The 17,357-nt window shown below is 61.3% G+C and carries 13 protein-coding genes; 11 read left to right on the forward strand and 2 right to left on the reverse strand.

Annotated features, from left to right (window positions below; genetic code table 11):
• Positions 1-297: 297 nt before the first annotated feature.
• A complete protein-coding gene (locus tag PV433_RS28625) occupies positions 298-1,350 on the reverse strand; it encodes a CotH kinase family protein (RefSeq protein ID WP_332075419.1) in 1,053 nt (350 codons plus the stop codon).
• 179 nt (positions 1,351-1,529) lie between these two features.
• The gene (locus PV433_RS28630) at positions 1,530-1,907 is read right to left on the reverse strand and encodes a hypothetical protein (RefSeq protein ID WP_332075420.1); all 378 of its coding nucleotides are present in this window, start codon (positions 1,905-1,907) and stop codon (positions 1,530-1,532) included.
• 309 nt (positions 1,908-2,216) lie between these two features.
• On the opposite strand from PV433_RS28630, the gene PV433_RS28635 reads away from it, so the two are divergent.
• From PV433_RS28635 to PV433_RS28685, 11 genes are all read left to right on the forward strand, one after another.
• Positions 2,217-7,553: a WIAG-tail domain gene (locus tag PV433_RS28635; RefSeq protein ID WP_332075421.1), complete on the forward strand. Its 5,337-nt coding sequence runs from the start codon at positions 2,217-2,219 to the stop codon at positions 7,551-7,553.
• Positions 7,554-7,907: 354 nt separating this feature from the next.
• Positions 7,908-8,786, forward strand: coding sequence for a glycosyltransferase family 2 protein (locus tag PV433_RS28640; protein ID WP_332075422.1), 879 nt, complete (start codon positions 7,908-7,910; stop codon positions 8,784-8,786).
• A 4-nt stretch (positions 8,787-8,790) separates the two neighbouring features.
• Entirely contained in the window at positions 8,791-9,924 is a 1,134-nt protein-coding gene (locus tag PV433_RS28645) for a glycosyltransferase (RefSeq protein ID WP_332075423.1), read from the forward strand.
• On the forward strand, positions 9,921-10,658 hold the full coding sequence (locus tag PV433_RS28650; RefSeq protein ID WP_332075424.1) for a glycosyltransferase family 2 protein: 738 nt from the start codon (positions 9,921-9,923) through the stop codon (positions 10,656-10,658). Before PV433_RS28645 ends, PV433_RS28650 begins: the two co-directional genes overlap by 4 nt.
• Before the next feature lie 41 nt (positions 10,659-10,699).
• A complete protein-coding gene (locus tag PV433_RS28655; RefSeq protein ID WP_332075425.1) occupies positions 10,700-11,431 on the forward strand; it encodes a sugar phosphate nucleotidyltransferase in 732 nt (243 codons plus the stop codon).
• A 27-nt stretch (positions 11,432-11,458) separates the two neighbouring features.
• The gene (rfbC, locus tag PV433_RS28660; RefSeq protein ID WP_332075426.1) at positions 11,459-12,028 is read left to right on the forward strand and encodes a dTDP-4-dehydrorhamnose 3,5-epimerase; all 570 of its coding nucleotides are present in this window, start codon (positions 11,459-11,461) and stop codon (positions 12,026-12,028) included.
• Positions 12,025-13,062, forward strand: a complete 1,038-nt coding sequence (locus tag PV433_RS28665) for an NAD-dependent epimerase/dehydratase family protein (RefSeq protein WP_332075427.1) — start codon at positions 12,025-12,027, stop codon at positions 13,060-13,062. The genes rfbC and PV433_RS28665 overlap by 4 nt, the downstream gene beginning before the upstream one ends.
• 2 nt (positions 13,063-13,064) lie before the next feature.
• Positions 13,065-13,952 carry a dTDP-4-dehydrorhamnose reductase gene (rfbD, locus tag PV433_RS28670; protein WP_332075428.1) on the forward strand — a complete coding sequence of 296 codons (888 nt, stop codon included), beginning with the start codon at positions 13,065-13,067 and terminating at the stop codon, positions 13,950-13,952.
• Positions 13,953-13,955: 3 nt separating this feature from the next.
• Positions 13,956-15,092 (forward strand): CgeB family protein, encoded by a 1,137-nt coding sequence (locus PV433_RS28675; protein ID WP_332075429.1) that lies wholly within the window; start codon positions 13,956-13,958, stop codon positions 15,090-15,092.
• A 24-nt stretch (positions 15,093-15,116) separates the two neighbouring features.
• Positions 15,117-16,208 carry a CgeB family protein gene (locus PV433_RS28680; RefSeq protein WP_332075430.1) on the forward strand — a complete coding sequence of 364 codons (1,092 nt, stop codon included), beginning with the start codon at positions 15,117-15,119 and terminating at the stop codon, positions 16,206-16,208.
• A 58-nt stretch (positions 16,209-16,266) separates the two neighbouring features.
• On the forward strand, positions 16,267-17,331 hold the full coding sequence (locus tag PV433_RS28685) for a GT-D fold domain-containing protein (RefSeq protein WP_332075431.1): 1,065 nt from the start codon (positions 16,267-16,269) through the stop codon (positions 17,329-17,331).
• The last annotated feature ends 26 nt before the right edge of the window (positions 17,332-17,357 follow it).

The raw sequence follows: 17,357 nt of genomic DNA on the forward strand, positions 1-17,357 counted from the left end.
CGCTAAACCCCCACGGACGGCTGCATACGCAAAATAACGGAAGTAAAACTTCCGCTGGCAAAGCCGGCTCGCCGAGAAAGTCCACAGCCTAACCCCGCCGAAGCAGCATCCAAGCGAGAGTACCCGCCGCCGCCCCCCGTCCGAAGCAGCTTCCCGAGCGAGAAGCTCCGCTGCCGAGCCCACCGAAGCAGCTTCCTACGCGAAAACCACACGAAAAGCCCTCACCGTCACCCTCCGTCGAAGCAACATCCCAAGCAAGAAGCCCCGCCGCCGAGCCCCGGCAGCCGCGTACTTACTCTACAACTTCTCCAGCTCCTTCAGCACGATCTCCCGGCGTTCCTGAATGTAGCTGCGGAATACGTCCGGTTCGGAGGCGAAGGTCCGGTACGGCCACTTCCGGTTGCTGTCGTGATACAGGTAAGAGGAGATGCGTTGATGCATATTTTCGACGACCGGCATAATCCGGGTTGTCGTAAAGGCGGTGTTCACCAGCTGTTCGAGCAGCTCGCGGTACCGGCTGCGGACGGACTTCCGGGCGAGCATCGCTTCGGTCAGCTGATTGTAGCCCGTGATCCGCACCAGATTGGCAGAGCAGCGCTCTCCGTAACAATTCCTCCCCCAAGTTCCTTCGTAGTCCCACGGGATGATGCGATATTTGCCGGAGGGCGCATGTTCGTACAAGGCATAGTTTTGGTCGAAGCCGTCATAATTGCCCGTCAACACGGCGCCGGCGAGCCAGCGCAAGTAATTGTCGGAATCCAGCCTGCGCTTCAGATGCGCCGGGCGGCTTTTTTGGAGCTTGTTGACGTTGTGCACGAACCGTTTCAGTTTCGTGCGGTCGGCATCGGAGCCGATGACGAGCCGGTATCCTTCGAACAGCGTGCGCTTCCTCTTGCGGGTGTCCGGACTGATCAAGGAGAAGTTGGCGCTGTCGTTGTCGGCGTACACGAGCGAGCGGACCTTGATTTTCCTGCGCCGGAAAAACTTGCGGTTAACCGCTTCGATCAGCAGGTAGACGCCTTCGTTAACACCGTTTATATATAGCTCGCAGTGGCGGGTTAACGGGCTCGGCACCCCGATCGTTTGAAAAAAATGAAAAGACATTGCGTTGCGCATCATCGAAGGATCGTCATATTCGGCATTAAAATGATACGTAATATCGCCGATCCGGACCTCGTACGATTTTTTCGGGTAGTTGCGCGTATGTCCGCCGCGATACCGGATACGGACCGCAAACGGCTTCCCTTTGAAATGAAGGCGGGCGTTAACGAAGGTGCCGTCCCATATATGTTTCTTCATCATTTTCGTTTCGTAAGCGCCTAGGTCGAACTTGTACACGGGCAATGCCATAACATCCGGTCCGCCTTTCCTGATAAGCAACAGCCTACCTGATCAGGTAGGCTGTTGTGGGATACTTTATGCGGAGGATACGTGGCGTGCGACGGCATATGCCCGGTTATCGGTTGCTGGATGACGCGGCTGGCACCTGGTCCAAGCTCTGCATGCGTGCTTGGAAGAGTGAAGCCCGTCTAGCAGCGTTTTTTCTTTTTGACAGGGCGTCTGACAACTTTCCGGCACGGCTTGCAGCATTTTTTGGGGCTCGCTTTCCGTTTGCCGTGCGTACGGTGGCCTCCGGTCAAGCTGCCGAAACTATGATGGGCGCCTTCGGTGCGCCGGCCGTGGGAATGATGCTCTTCTCCGGCATGCTGGCCATGAGAATGATGGGCGCCTCCGGTGCGGCTGCCGAGCGTGCGATCGCCGCCCGTACGCTTGCCGTGCGAATGGTGGGCGCCCCCGGTACGATGGCCCTGGGAATGATGGGCGCCGCCGGAACGGTGGGGGTTGCACGCTCCAAAGGAAGGATTCCAACCGAACACAAAATCGGACACTTTTGTTTGATCAGACATCTTCGTTTTTCCTCCCCTCTAGCTGATTCGATATTAATGTATACTCGTCCAGAAGGTTTGGTTCTAGTTACGGGCGTAATTCTTGCAAAAATAGGAAGATAGCCTGATAGGCGGCGCTATGAAGGTGAAAAACTGATTTTTTTTAAAACCGAATCGATGAAATCTTTCTAGTTGATATCCGATTTCGCCTCTTCCATTTGCGGTCCGGGAAGCTAGGCGCTTATCTAAATCGCCGGGCTAATGTGACCTGTGCCCATATCGGTGCATATGTTACAGATGACTACTCCTGGAAGAAGAAAGGTGACCCGGATGAAAAGGAACAAACCGAATGACGGATCGCGGGCCAAAAAACAATCCGGACAGCGAATCTACAACTCCAAGATGAATGAGCTAAGCTGGCTGGACGACGATAAAACGCAAAAAGCGCCGCGACCCAAACGTAACGAAAGCGGACCGGAGGCTACGGAACGCCAAGAAGCCGACCGCGCCCCCGAACCGGAAGCCAATGTAGCCCGGATCGCCGCGGCGCCTGCGGCGGAAGCACCCGCCCCGGACAAAGCCGCCGCGGAAAAGCCCGTTTCAGAAAAGTCCGTTCCGGAGAAGCCTGCCGTTCAAGAGCCGGCAGCGCCTGCGGGCGGAAGTCCCGCCGACAAAACGATCCAGAAGGTGGAGGTGTACGAGGAGCCGACGGATATATCTCCGGTGCTGCTCTTATTCGAACGCGCCCAGCACGAAAATGTGGCTGTCGTCTACACCGACGATATCGTCGACGAAGCGATTACGAACGAGAAGATTGCCAGCCGCGCGATCGACGGATCGAAGCTGAAGCCGAACAGCATCGGGCGCGATTCCATCGCGGATTACGCCGTAGATAACACCAAGCTGGCTGAGGGAAGCGTGACGGCGAATAAAATCGCCCTGGCTTCGATCGAGGACCGACATATCGTTCACGGGACGATATCCGGCAAGAAGCTGAAGCCGAGATCGATATCCGGGGAGAAGCTGATCGACAACAGCATTACGTCCGAGAAGCTGGCCGACAAAACGATCGATTCGATGAAAATCGCCGAAGGCTCCATCGAGGCGAAACATCTGCACGTACAGTGCATCTCCACCGACTTGATTCAAGACCAGTCGATCGTCAGCGAGAAAATAAAAAGCGGAGCGGTATTGTCCAGCAATCTGGCCAATGGTTCGGTAAACTCGGCCAAAATCGCCGACGGAGCCGTTCTGACGGAGAAACTGCGGGATGGGGCCGTTACCGGGGAGAAGATCGGGGAAGCGAGTATCGACTCCATTCATCTCCAGAAAGGATCGGTATTGGGGGAGCATTTGGCGGCTGGGGCGGTGGCCGCGGAGCATCTAGCGGCAAACAGCGTCCAGACCGATCATTTGGCCGAGGAATCCGTAGGAACCGTCCAACTGAAGCCGCAGTCGGTAACGTCCGGCAAGCTGGCAAGCGAATCCGTAGAATCGCAGCACCTGCAGCCTCAGTCGGTCCAATCGTCGCACCTGAAGCCGCAGTCCGTGCTGGAAGAGCATCTGGCCGACGGAGCGGTAACAACAGGAAAGCTGGCATCGCAGGCCGTAACCGGAGCCGGGCTGTCCGACGCAGCCGTTAGCACGTCTAAGCTGGAGAACGGTGCCGTGACGGAGCCGAAGCTGGCGTCTGGCGCCGTTTCCGGCAGAGTCATCGCCGAGCGGGCCATCGACCGGCGTCATCTCTCCCCCGGCACCGTCGGCTCCGACGAGCTGGAGGAGGAGGCGGTCGGCGAGACGGAGCTGGCGTCCGGCAGCGTGACGACCGGCAAGCTGCGCGACGGAGCGGTAACCGGGGAGAAGCTGGCGGACGGCTCCGTCACCTCCGGCAAGCTGGCGCTCGGAGCGGTGAACGAAGAGACGCTTGCCGAAGGCGCGGTGAAATCGCAGCATATCGGAGCGGGTGCGATCGGTGCGGAACATTTTCAGAAAATGTCGATTGGCAACGATTCGATTCAGGATTATGCGGTCACGTGGAACAAAATCGCGCTAGGTTCAATAACGCGCAACCATCTTGTTCAGGGAACGGTGTACACGCACCATATCGTGGACCACGCGGTTACGACGTCGAAGCTCGCCCCCGAGACGGTGTCCACGGACAAAATGACCGACCTGGCGGTGACCTCATCGAAGCTGGCCGATGCCAGCGTAACGGCGTCGAAGCTGGCGCCCGGAGCGGTTCGTGGTGCGCACCTGGCGGACAATGCCGTTACGTCGGAACATTTGACGCAAGGAGCGGTGCTTGGCGAACATCTGGCTGCGGACTCGGTCAGCCAGGAGCATTTGAGCGCCGGTTCGGTTGCCTCCGAGACGATTCGCAGCGAAGCGGTCACGGAAGCGAAGCTGGCGGACGGCTCGGTGACCGCGGCCAAACTCGCGCCGGATAGCGTAACTGGCGGCAAGCTCGCCGCTTCATCGGTGGAGACGCGCCATATCGTACCCGGTTCGGTGACGCCGGAGCTGCTGGCCGAAGGGAGCGTCGGATCAACCCATCTGGCCCAAGGAGCGGTCACGGGCCGCCATATCGGTAAACGGTCGATCGTCTCGGAGCATGTCCATGAAGGTACGATCGTATCGCGCCATCTGGCGAATAACAGCGTCGTCGGATCGCATGTGGCGGAGGGCGCGATCTCGACCCGGCATTTGTCGGCCGGCAGTATCGACGGCACTCATCTGAAGAGCGGCGCGATCCTTCCGAACCATATCGGCGAAGGCGCCGTGGAAGCGGCGCATCTGGCGGCCGGTTCGGTCGGCTCTGTGCATATTGCCGACGGTGCCGTCTCGGAGGATGCGATTCAGGACGGAGCCGTAACGTCCGGGAAGCTGGCGGTCGGCTCGGTGAACTCGGAGCGGCTCGCCGCGCAAGCGGTCACGGGCGACAAAGTGGCGGACGAAGCGATTACCGCCAAACATTTGAAAAATGAAACGATCCAGAGCTGTCACCTGAAGTCCGGCATTATCCGGCCGGAGCATCTGGAGGCCGGAGCGGTAACCGCTGGTCATCTGTCGCCGGAGAGCGTCGCGGGCGGCAATATCCAGACGTCGGCGATTACGGAAGAACATCTGGCGGACAGCGCGGTTACACAGAGTAAAATCGCCCCGGGCGCCGTGCAGGCTGTTCACCTGGCGGGCGAATCGGTACGCACCCGTCATCTGGCCTCTCAATCCGTAGCCGAATCGCATTTGCAGGAGCAGGCGGTCTCGACGGTGAAGCTGCAGACGGGGGCGGTCACGGAAGAGAAGTTGGCCGAACGCGCCGTCACCTCGGAGAAGCTGGCTGCGGAAAGTGTCCGGAGCGAGCATATCCAGGCGGAAGCGCTGCGGGGCTACCATCTGCAGGCCGCTGCGGTCAAAGGCTACCACATCGAGCCGGGCGCGCTTCGGGCGGAGCATCTCGCTGCCGGCATCGTCGGCGGCGACAAGATCGCGGCCGGTTCCATCGGCCAGGATCATCTGCTCGACGGGGCGGTGACGGGAGAGAAGCTGGCGTTCGAGTCGGTGAGCGGGGGCCATCTGCTGAACGAATCGGTTCAGTCTTGTCATCTGGCGGACGGCGCGGTGGCCGAGGAGCATATTCAGGAAAATGCGATCACTTCGGCGATGCTGCAGGATGAAGCGGTGACGGGAGCGAAGCTCGCGGCGGACGCGGTCAGCTCGGAGAAGCTGGCGGACGGAGCGGTGACGGAAGAGAAGCTGGCGGCGGGCAGCGTAACGGCCGACAAGCTGGCGGACGGCTCGGTCACGTTGAAGAAGCTGGCGCCCGGATCGCTGTCCGGTACGGTTCTCGCCGGCGGCAGCATCGAAGGCAGCCATATTCAGCAAGGAGCGGTACAAGGGCTGCATATCCGCAAAGATGCGGTCGGCCGGGAGCAGTTGCAGGACGATTCTGTAGGAGCGGAGCAGCTCGCGGCCGGGAGCGTCGGGACGGAGCATCTGGCGGATGGCAGCGTAAGCGGGCGGCAGCTGGCGGACGGAGCGGTGACATGGGAGAAGCTGGCGTTCGAAGCGATCGATACGGAGCGGCTCGCGGACGGCTCCATCACCTCCGCCAAGCTTGCCGACCAATCGGTCACCTCGGGCAGTCTGGCAGCCGGCAGCGTCGTCAGCGGGCATATTCGTCCGGGCGCGGTCCAGAGCTACCATATCGGCCCGGAGGCGATCCGGCCCGCCCACCTTCAAGCGGGTTCCATAGGAGCGGAGCAGCTCGCGGCCGGGAGCGTCGGGACGGGGCATCTGGCGGAGGGCAGCGTAAGCGGGCGGCAACTGGCGGACGGAGCGGTGACATGGGAGAAGCTGGCGTTCGAAACGATCGATCCGGATCGGCTTGCGGACGGCTCCATCACCTCCGCCAAGCTTGCCGACCAATCGGTCACCTCGGCCAGTCTGGCGACCGGCAGCGTCGTCAGCGAGCATATCCGTCCGGGATCGGTTCAGAGCTTCCATATCGGTCCGGAAGCCGTGCAGTCGGCACATCTCCAAGCGGGTTCCGTAGGAGCGGAGCAGCTCGCGGCCGGGAGCGTCGGAACGGAGCATCTGGCGGAGGGCAGCGTAAGCGGGCGGCAACTGGCGGACGGAACGGTGACATGGGAGAAGCTGGCGTTCGAATCGATCGGCGAGGACCGGCTCGCAGACGGCTCCATCACCGCCGCCAAGCTGACTGACGGAGCGGTTACCGGCTCCGCCCTCGCGGCAGACAGCGTCGATAGCGGCCACCTTCGCGACGGCGCGGTTCAGAGCCGCCATCTCGAGCCGGGGGCAATCGGGGAAGAACATCTCGGTCCGGTCGCCTGGATCGCCGACCGGCTGCCTGACGACAGCATTGGCGGCGGCAAGCTGCAGAACTCGTCGGTCACCGCGGAGAAGCTGGCGGCGGCAAGCGTAACGACGGAGCAGCTCGCGAACCGGTCGGTTACATCCGAGAAGCTGGCGTCGCGGTCGGTGACCGGCGCGATCCTGGCATCCGACAGCATCGAGGGCATTCATATCCGTCCGGGGACGGTTCAGAGCCATCACATCGAAGTCGGTGCGATCAAGCCGCATCATCTCGAAGGTATCGCCTGGCCGATGCGCGACCCCTCCCAGGAGGAAACTTCCGGAGGCAGGCTGAAGAGCGGCTCCGTCGCTTCCGTACATGTGGCCGCAGCCGCCGTTACGTCCGAGAAGCTGGCGGACGGAGCGGTCACGACGGAAAAGGTTGCCGCCGGAGCGGTAACGTCCGACAAGCTCGCAGCAGGTTCGGTCACTCCGGGCAAGCTGGCCGAAGGAGCGGTCGGCGCCGAGCATATCGCCGACGGCTCGCTCCCGGCAAGCAAGCTCGATTTTGCGGCGGTGCAGACGACCGGGCGGACGGGGAGAGCGCTGCAGCAATTCGGAGCCGCTCCGTTCCGATTCGCGGTGAACGACGAGACTGTGTACATCGAAGTGACGTTCGAGGAGCCGTTCGCCGATACCGGCTACGTGCTGGTGGCGATGACGAATCATTCCGCCTGCTATTCCGTACTGAAAGCGAAAACCGAGCGGTTTGCAACCGTAGAAATTGTACGGACGAAATTTACCCCGGAACCCCAAGGCATGATTAACTGGATCGCGATCGGCACCGGCGTATAACAAGGTGTTCATGCGGCAAGGCCGGCCCCCTGACCGGCCGGCAGCGAACAGACGGCAGCCTCTCCACTCCGCTTGCGGAGCGGGAGGCTGCTGTTTGGCTTGGAGCGGATTTTCATTCTTTTTGCGGCCCGCTGCTCATTCCGTCACTCGCCGTTTTTGCGGCAGCTACAGCCCTTTTTATCGGACAATCGGCGGATGCCCTTTCGTCTAATGCGGATTTTCATAGAATGACTCGTAAGAAAAGCAACCATAGCGGCACCGCGGCGCGATGCCGGGCAAGCCGCGGGGAAGCGATTCGCACAGGCGGATGTAGCCGATAGTTGCACAGGTTCCTCATGAAATCGGAGGTGAATGATGTTGAAGCCGCGAGCCGGCAACAGAAGGAGAACAAGCACCCGCTTACACCGGAAGAGAGCGGCCGCCGGCCGTCTCCATTCCCGCCGCACGACGGTCAGACCGGGAGTTCCCGCCCGGGCCGGGCAGCCGGACTACTCCGGCGGTCCCGCCGTATCGGTCGTCATCCCGGTCGTGAATGAACGCCGGACGATCGAACGCGTTATCCGCCAGGCGTTCCGCGTCCACCGGAATACGGAAGTCATCGTCGTAGCCAACGGCACGACGGACGGAACACGGCAATTGGCGGAATCGCTCGGGGCGCGCGTCATTACGTATCCGGAAGCGCTTGGCCACGACGTGGGCAGAAGCATCGGGGCCAAAGAAGCGAAGGGGAAGATCGTGCTGTTTACCGACGGGGATATCGTCATTCCCGCTAAAGATCTGATGCCGCTGATCAAGGCGGTGGAGAACGGGGTCGACATTGCGCTGAACAGCTATATGGGGCCGACGGGCAAACGGAACGTGCATGGGGTCGTGCTTGCCAAGCACGCGATGAATATCGCTTTATCGCGGCCGGATCTGAAAGGTGCGTCGATGACGACGATTCCGCACGCCTTAAGCCGGAGGGCGCTCGAGACGATCGGCTTCGAGGAGCTTGCGGTTCCGCCTAAAGCCCAGGCGGTCGGAATATGCCGCGGGCTGGATGTCCGAGCCGTCCATTATATCGATGTGGGCAGACCGAACCCGATCCGCAGAAGACGGCAGAAAACGGGGAGTGACCCGCTCGAGCAATTGATAATCGGAGACCACCTCGAAGCTATGGACTGGTATATCCGGTCGACGAATGAACGGGGCAATTTGCCGGACCTGATGCGGGTCAGGGAAATCGTGAGGTGAAGGCATGGGTCGATTGCGCAAACGTCAATTCCGAATACCCGGCCGTACGCGCGGCCGGCTTAAGCGAAAAATACACAAGGCAGGAAGGCGGAGCGGAGGAAGAAGAAGGGGTCTCCGGCAGCAGGGCGGCCCTGACGGACAGGTTCGCTCGGCGGCGACGGTGCAGCTTGCCGGCAGAGCTTTCGAGGCCGGGAAGCAAACTGCTCCCTTGATCGATGTGGACGCAGCGGGCCGGGCGCAGGCGCTGAACAACTGCTGGAACGACTGGAGAGAATCGTTTCCGATCCGGACTGCCTCCTGGACCGTCTACCATGACATCGCCCGCCATTTCGTCCAGGGGTTCGAAAGCGGAAAGGGAATCCGGCTAAACAATCCGGTGCTGGTGCCTACTCGGAAGACGATCGGGGCCGTCGTCACGGCGATGAATGAGGAAAAAGCGCTGCCTGCCGTGCTGGATCAGCTCGGCAGACTGCCGCTAAGCGAGATCGTTATCGTCGTTAACGGCTCGACCGACCGGACGTTTTGGAGCGCGCGCACCTTAAGCGGCGGCATCGTCGTCCACTTCGTGCGTCCGCTCGGACACGACGTCGGTCGGGCGGTCGGGGCGAAGCTGACGCGTTCGGATATCCTGCTGTTTCTGGACGGCGATTTCCCGGTATTTGCGGAGCATCTGGTGCCGTTTGTCGATGCGGTGGATCAAGGAACCGATGTCGCGCTGAACGACATCTCTCCTTATATCGACGTATTCGCGAACCGGGATCCGGTGTCGGTCGTGAAGGAGATGCTGAACCGGTCGCTCGGGCGGGCCGACCTGGAAGCGAACTCGATGACGGCGGTACCTCACGCGCTGTCGCGGCGAGCGCTTGAGACGATCGGCTGCGCCAATCTGATGGTGCCGCCGAAGGCGCAGTCGATCGCGGTCCGCAGCGGCCTTAAAGTCGGTTGCGCGATGAGCGTGGACGTGATCTCGAGAAACCGGATACGCGCGAAAAACTCCGGCCACGACAATCCGGTAGCCCATCTGATCGTCGGCGATCATCTGGAGGCGCTCTCGTACTTGCTTCGGGCGGAAGGACCGAGGCTGTCTTCCGTGGACGATATCCGCAACCGCAGCGTGCTCGGGAGGGTCTCGTCATGACAATGACCAGCATCGTCATCCCGACATATAACGAGCTCGGGCTGCTGCGCGAATGTATAGCGGCGATCGAGACTTACACGGACGCCCCGTATGAGATCGTGGTCGTAGACAACGGCTCGACGGACGGGACGCTCGAGTATTGCTTGCAAAAGCCGGTTACGCTCGTCTCTCTGCCGGTGAACCGCGGTTTTCCGGAAGCATGCAACACGGGGCTGCTCGCGGCAAGCGGAACCGAGCTGCTGCTGCTGAACAACGACGTCGTTGTCACGCATAACTGGCTCTCCAACCTGCTTAAATGTTTGTACAGCGACCGGAAGGCGGGAATCGTAGGTCCCCGCACCAACTACGCGAGCGGCAGACAGCAGATGGAGCTGTACTACGATTCGCTGGACGAATTCCACCGGATGGCCGAGACGATGAACCGGTCGGACGGGCGGAAGTGGGAGGAAGTGACTCGGCTGGTCGGCCTCTGCTTCTTGTTCCGGCGGGACTTGATGGACCGGATCGGACTGCTCGACGAACGGTTTTCGCCCGGCCATTACGAGGATGACGATTACTGCTATCGGACCAGACTGGAAGGGTACCGTCTCCTGATGGCCGGCGACACGGTCGTTCACCATCACGGCAGCGCCAGCTTCCGCAAGCAGGGTCAGGAGCGGATGGACCGGCTGGTCGAGACGAATTACCGCAAATTTATCGAGAAATGGGGAGTCGATCCCAAGCAGTTCATATAAGCGGCAGCCGGCTGCGGCAGGCTGGGAAAGGGGGAAAGCCGGTGAAGGGCGTTATTTTGGCCGGGGGAACCGGGACGCGTCTCGCCCCTCTGACGAAAATCGTGAACAAACATTTGCTGCCGGCGGGAAAAGTTCCGATGATCGAGCATGCGGTCCGCAAGCTCGCCTCGGCCGGGATTGAGGATATTCTGGTCGTCATCGGCAAGCAGTCCGCCGGACTGTTTCTCGACTATCTGGGCGGCGGCAAGCGGTGGGGTGTACGGCTGACCTACCGGGTCCAGGAGGAGGCCGGGGGAATCGCCCAGGGACTCGCCTTGGCCGAAGGATTCGTCTCCGAAGGCGAGAAGATGGTCGTTCTGCTGGGCGACAACCTGTTCGAGGACGATCTGCGGCCGTTTGCGGAGCGGTTTGCGAAGCAGGAGCCGGGGACGGCCATGGTGCTGCTGAAGGAAACGGACGAATTGAACCGGTATGGGGTGCCTGTCTTATCGAACGACACCATTACCCGGATCGAGGAGAAGCCGTCCGACCCGCAATCGGACTACTGCGTGACCGGAGTCTATTTGTACGACTCGGCGGTATTCGGGGCGATCCGCGGCATTCGTCCGTCTCTGCGCGGAGAGCTGGAGATTACCGATGTGAATAACCGGTACGCGGCGGAGGGCGCGCTGACCTATGGCGTGTTAACCGGCTGGTGGACCGATGCGGGCACGTTCGAATCGCTTCGGGAAGCCGGTGAACGGCTGTCCTCCCCGGATGCGGAGCCGGGATAAGAACCGATAGGGAAAGGGGAGGAAAGCATGATTAGGCTCGAAACGAAGCTGACCGGCGTCTTTTTGCTGGAACCGGTCGTACACGGCGACCATCGCGGCTATTTCATGGAAAGTTACACCCGCAGCAAGCTGGAGCGGCTCGGCTTGACGTACGATTTCGTCCAGGATAACGAGTCGTTATCCGCCCAGGCCGGAGTCATCCGCGGGCTGCACTATCAGTTGTCCGCCAAAGCGCAAACGAAGCTGGTGCGCGTCCTGGCCGGCGCCGTCTACGATGTCATCGTCGACATCCGCCGGGGCTCGCCGACGTTCGGACAATGGGTCGGCGTAGTTCTGAGCGAGCATAACAAGCGGCAGGTTCTCGTGCCGAAAGGATTTGCCCACGGCATCTGCACGCTCGCGCCGGACACCCGGCTGCTGTACAAGGTGGATGAATATTATTCACCGGAGCACGACCGGGGCATCGTCTGGAACGATCCGGACCTCGGCATCGACTGGCCGGTCACCGTGCCGGTATTATCGGCCAAGGACGAAGCGCAGCCGCGTCTGCGCGATGCGGAAATCGACTTTCTATACGACGGGGAGGGACATTCATGAGAACGGTACTTGTCACGGGGGCGGGCGGCTACATCGGCTCGGTCCTCGTGCCGAAGCTGCTGGGCAAGGGCTACAGGGTGAAGGCGCTGGACCGTTATTTTTTCGGAGCCGACAAGCTGGAGCCCCACCCGAACCTGGTCATGCTGCAAGAAGACAGCCGGCGCATCCGCGAGGAGCACTTCGCCGACGTTGACGCGGTGATCGATCTGGTCGCCTTGTCCAACGATCCGAGCGGGGAGCTGTACCGCGAAGCCACTTACCAGATCAACCATATATCCCGGGCCAGAACGGCCCTCATGGCCAAGCAGCTCGGCGTACGGACGTATATCCTGCCTTCCTCGTGCAGTCTGTACGGATTCCAGGAAGCGGACGTCATCGTCGACGAGATGAGTCCGACCAATCCGTTGTCAACCTATGCCAAGGCGAACGAACGGGCGGAGCACAGCGTCCTGCCCTTGGCCGACGGGAGCTTCACCGTCGTCGTGATGAGACAGGCGACCGTGTACGGCTTCTCGCCGCGGATGCGGTTCGATCTCGCGATTAACGGGATGACGCTCGGAGCCTGGCGGCGCGGAGTCATCCCGCTGATGAAGGACGGGACGCAGTGGCGGCCGTTCGTCCATGTGCAGGATACGACCGACGTGATGGCCCTGCTGCTGGAGACGGACCCGGAGGCGGTGAACGGGCAAGTGTTCAATGTCGGCTCGGATGCCAACAACTATCAGCTCGGCCCTCTCGGCGAGACGATCGCCCGCGCGCTGCCGAAGGAGGTCGCCATCGAATGGTACGGCGAGCCGGACCACCGCTCGTACCGCGTCAGCTTCGAGAAGATCGAGCGGGCGCTGGGCTGGAAGGCGGGATGGACCGCTGCGGAAGGCGCGCTGGAAATCTACCGGGCGCTGGAAGACGGCCGGGTGACCGATTATGAACAGACGATCACGCTGAACTGGTATCAGGAACTGGCGAAATGGCAGAAAATCATCCGGCAGGCGGAAATGTACGGCGGTATGGTCGATATCCGGGGAGGGGAATGAGGATGAAGCGAATCCTCCTGCTCGGAGCGAACGGTCAGCTCGGCTCCGACATCCGGAGCGTGCTGTCGGACGATCCGGTTGAGCTGGTGCCGCTGTACCGCCGGGATCTCGACGTGGAGCGGACCGACCGGATCGGTCCCTTCCTGCGGGAGCTCGGGCCGTTCGATGCGCTGATCAATTGCACCTCCTATCACAAAACCGACGAGTGCGAAGATTATGCGGAGAAAGCTTTCGCCGTAAACGCGCTCGCTCCGCGGGAGATGGCCCGGCTGTGCGGCGAAACGGGGGCCGTGATGATTCATTTCACGACCGATTACGTGTTCGACGGGCGGAGCCGGACGCCTTACCGGGAGACGGACCGGACTTCCCCGCTGAACGTATACGGCGTCTCCAAGGCGGCCGGCGAGCACTTCATCGCGGCGCATCACGACCGTTACTTCATCTTCCGCGTATCTTCGCTGTTCGGTACGGCCGGAGCGAGCGGCAAGGGCGGCAACTTCGTCGAGACGATGCTCCGGCTTGCCGGAGGGGGAGCGCCGATCCGCGTCGTGGACGATCAGATCATGTCGCCGACGCATACGCTGGATATCGCGGAAACGATCCGAACGTTCGTCGCGGACGGCGTATCCGACTACGGCATCTATCACTGCTCCGGGGAAGGCGAGTGCAGCTGGCACGATTTCGCCGCCGAAGTGTTCCGGCAGCGGGGCGTGACGGCGGATTTGCAGCCGGTGCCGAGCTCCGGCTACAAGACCAAGGCGAGCCGGCCGGCGTACAGCGTGCTCGACAACTCCAAGCTGTGCGCGTTCCGGACGATGCCGCATTGGACGGAGGCGCTCCGTCGCTATTTCGCAAGAAAAGACGGACTTACGACTACAGGAGGAGGATGAGGCATGCGCCGCATAAAGAGACCTAGCGCATACGGGCGGACGCCGGTTCCACCTCCGGACGAGGGCGACGCCGGTTGGGAGAACGGCTACCGGGACGGCTGGGCGGAAGGCCGCCATTTGGGGCTGTGCGAATCGATTTATGCCCGGGCCGCTTCGACTGAAGCGGTCCGGCGGAACGTCAAGGTGCTGTACGTGAAGGCGGACGGGGCTCCTTATGCGGCGCTCGACCAGGGAATCGAAGACGCTCTGCGGGCGTCCGTCCGCGAGGTTGTCGTCGTATCGCCCGAGCAGGACGTCGTGCCGCTGGCCGAGGAGGCGAAGCCCGACCTCGTGCTCGTGCTCGATGCGATCGGCCGCTCGTTCCCGACCGGACAGATCGATGCGATGCGGGCGAGGGGGCTTCGGACCGCCGTCTGGCTGCCCGACGATCCTTACCATTCCGACAAGACGGCCGCGATCGCGCCTCATTACGATTACGTGTTTACTCTGGAAGCCAGCTGCGTGCCGTTTTATCAGTCGCTCGGCTGTCCGCGCGTGTATTACTTGCCCTTCGGCGTCAATCCCCGCTTCATCCGCCATACGCGGCCGGATTTGGCGTACCGCAGCGACATTTGCTTTGTAGGCAGCGCGTTCTGGAACCGGGCCGCTTTCTTCGACGAAATCGCCGAATATTTGGCCGGCAAGCGACTGAGGATTATCGGCTGGTGGTGGGACCGGATGCGCAACTACCGCTTGCTGGAGGATAAAATTCACGGCGTCTGGCTGTCGCCTGAAGAGACGGCAAAACATTACAGCGGAGCGAAAATCGTCATCAATCTCCACCGGTCGGCGGACGATGCGTCCCACAACGCGAACAGCCGGAATATTCCCGCCCATTCCGTAAACCCGCGGCTGTTCGAAATATCCGCATGCGCCTCGCTGCAGCTGGTTGACGAAAGGCTGGAGCTTCCGGCCTTATATACGCCCGGACGCGACATCGCCACGTTCGCCACGCCGGCAGAGCTGGTGGATAAAATCGAATATTATTTGAACCACGAGGAAGAAAGGCGGGAAATGATACAAAGGGGATTGTACCGCACCGTGACGGAACATACGTACCACAACCGGCTCCAGCGGCTGCTGGAGATCGTGTCCGGCTAGTCTGGATCAGAGGGGGGAACAAGCGTGACCGGAAGGAAAAACGCCGCCGCTCCCGGCTGGGAAGCCGGATACCGGGCCGGCTGGAGTGAAGGATTCCGTCTAGGCAGATGCGCTTCGATCGTCCGCCAGACAGGGTATGAGCCTCCCGTGATGGAGGTTAGCGTCCTCTACGTCCAATCCGGGCTCTGGTCGTACGACCCGCTGGATCAAGGGATTATCGCGGCCTTGCGCCGTCTTGTCCGCGAGGTGCATGTCGCCGATCCGGGGGACGATGTGGCCGGTCTGGCGGCTGCCATCCGGCCAGATCTCGTGCTTGCCTTGAACTCGGTCGAATGCCTCGGCGTCGGCCAGGTAGACGCCATTCGCGCCATGGGAATCCGCACGGCCGTCTGGTTTACCGACGATCCGTATTATTCGAATGTGACCGGCGGCATCGCCGTCCACTACGACTATGTGTTTACGCTGGAAGAAGCTTGCCTCGCATTTTACCGGGAGCGCGGCTGTTCCCAGGTGCACCATCTGCCGTTCGGGGCGAATACGGCTTATTACGCCCCGAGGCGCGCCAATCCGAAATATGCGTCGGACATCTGCTTTATCGGCAGCGCCTTTCAGGGCCGCGCCGCCCTGTTCGACCGGATCGCTCCGTATTTGCGCGGCAAATCGGTATTTATCGCGGGATATTGGTGGGACCGGATGACGAATTACGCGATGCTCGCGGACCAGATCCGGCTCGGTACGTGGATCTCTCCGGAGGAAACCGCCATGTATTACAACTCGGCCAAAATCGTCATCAACTTGCACCGCGCCATCGATGACGAAACGAATCAAAATTCGCTGGGCATCGCCGCACACTCCGTCAACCCGAGAAGCTTCGAGATCGGCGCCTGCGCGGCGTTCCAGCTGACCGATACGCGGGAGCATACCGCCGCCGCTTTCGTGCCGGACGTCGAGGTTGCCGTCTACTCCTCTCCGGAGGAGCTGATCGAGAAGGCTGACTATTACTTGAGCCGGGACGAGGAACGGAGAGAGATCGCGCTGCGCGGCTTCTCCCGCACGATGCGCGAGCATACGTATCCGCGGCGTGTCCGGCAGCTGCTGGACGCCGTCTTCGCCTGATCCCGGCGGCAAATTGGATGATTGTCCCCGGCACGGATGGCCGGGGGACGAATACGATATGGGGAATCGCCAGCATATCCCTTTACAGAAGGTGGTGACCGTATTGCCACGTCCCGTTTTGCGGAGAAGCAAGACGCTGATGAGACGGAAATGGCGGCTGAGGCGCAAGCGGCTGCGGAAGCCGTCCGCCCGGCTGCAGATCGCGACAGGCGGAGCGGCCGGTTCTGTCTCCTATAATGAAGGCTACAATTCAGGCTACAACGGCGGATACGATAAAGGCCATGAAGACGGGTACCGGCAAGGCCGGTACGACGGAGAATCGCGGAACGAATGGAAGGAAGGCGTCGAAAGTCTGATCGACTCCTTCGTTCCGGAATACGAAGTGCTCGCGGATTTTACCGCCGAACAGATTGTGGCGGCGGGAGTCGAGAGTTTGCGTTCGCGATTCCGCCATCTGCTGACGCCGGACGAACTGGGCGGCAGGGTGTTGCACGCGCTGGAGACGAAGGCTCCGTTCTCCCTCGTGAGACTGGGAGACGGGGAGCTGCTGACGATGGCGCAGGATACGGTGCTGGGCGTGCAGCAGGTTCGGGAGCAGGGATCGTTTCTCGGGTACGCTGGAGTGAACGTTCCCGACCTTGAGGCGCGCGATCAGCTCCGGGATGCGGTCAGGAAAGCGTCGGTCGTAGGCATTCCGAAGCTGCGCGTGCGCAATTACCAGCCTCTTGCCGTCGCTGTGTTCAAGGCGCACGGCATCGAGCTCGACTCGCTGACGCTGACCGATTCGCTGATCAATTATTACTTATATCAGGCCGGGTATTTGTCGAGAATCACGAGCGGCAGACGGGTGCTCGTCGTCGGAACGCTGGCGGAGCCGCTGTCCAATTATTTGCGGGGCTGCGGCGTGAACGTTGCGGCTTGGGTCTCGCCGGTCGACGGAGTCAAGGACGTGCCGCGCGTCATGAACGAAATCGCGGCTCACAGTTTCGACATCGCCTTCGTGGCGGCGGGGGTAGCGGCGGTGCTGATCTCGCAGCGGATCGCGTCCGAGCTCGGCAAAGTGGCGATCGATTTCGGCCATTTGGCCAACTCGATGCTGAAGGGCGAGGCGCCTTTCAAATGAAGACCGCTTAGCCGCATCGCCCGGAG

The organism is Paenibacillus sp. GYB004 (genome assembly GCF_036577605.1).
Classification (GTDB): domain Bacteria; phylum Bacillota; class Bacilli; order Paenibacillales; family NBRC-103111; genus Paenibacillus_AB; species Paenibacillus_AB oceani.

What these genes read in the sequence shown, in the direction of transcription:
- PV433_RS28630 (WP_332075420.1), bottom strand. Translation starts at nt 1,907, where the DNA reads ATGTCTGATCAAACAAAAGTGTCCGATTTTGTGTTCGGTTGGAATCCT.
- PV433_RS28640 (WP_332075422.1), top strand. Translation starts at nt 7,908, where the DNA reads ATGTTGAAGCCGCGAGCCGGCAACAGAAGGAGAACAAGCACCCGCTTA.
- rfbD (WP_332075428.1), top strand. Translation starts at nt 13,065, where the DNA reads ATGAAGCGAATCCTCCTGCTCGGAGCGAACGGTCAGCTCGGCTCCGAC.
- PV433_RS28645 (WP_332075423.1), top strand. Translation starts at nt 8,791, where the DNA reads ATGGGTCGATTGCGCAAACGTCAATTCCGAATACCCGGCCGTACGCGC.
- rfbC (WP_332075426.1), top strand. Translation starts at nt 11,459, where the DNA reads ATGATTAGGCTCGAAACGAAGCTGACCGGCGTCTTTTTGCTGGAACCG.
- PV433_RS28675 (WP_332075429.1), top strand. Translation starts at nt 13,956, where the DNA reads ATGCGCCGCATAAAGAGACCTAGCGCATACGGGCGGACGCCGGTTCCA.
- PV433_RS28650 (WP_332075424.1), top strand. Translation starts at nt 9,921, where the DNA reads ATGACAATGACCAGCATCGTCATCCCGACATATAACGAGCTCGGGCTG.
- PV433_RS28625 (WP_332075419.1), bottom strand. Translation starts at nt 1,350, where the DNA reads ATGGCATTGCCCGTGTACAAGTTCGACCTAGGCGCTTACGAAACGAAA.
- PV433_RS28635 (WP_332075421.1), top strand. Translation starts at nt 2,217, where the DNA reads ATGAAAAGGAACAAACCGAATGACGGATCGCGGGCCAAAAAACAATCC.
- PV433_RS28685 (WP_332075431.1), top strand. Translation starts at nt 16,267, where the DNA reads ATGGGGAATCGCCAGCATATCCCTTTACAGAAGGTGGTGACCGTATTG.
- PV433_RS28665 (WP_332075427.1), top strand. Translation starts at nt 12,025, where the DNA reads ATGAGAACGGTACTTGTCACGGGGGCGGGCGGCTACATCGGCTCGGTC.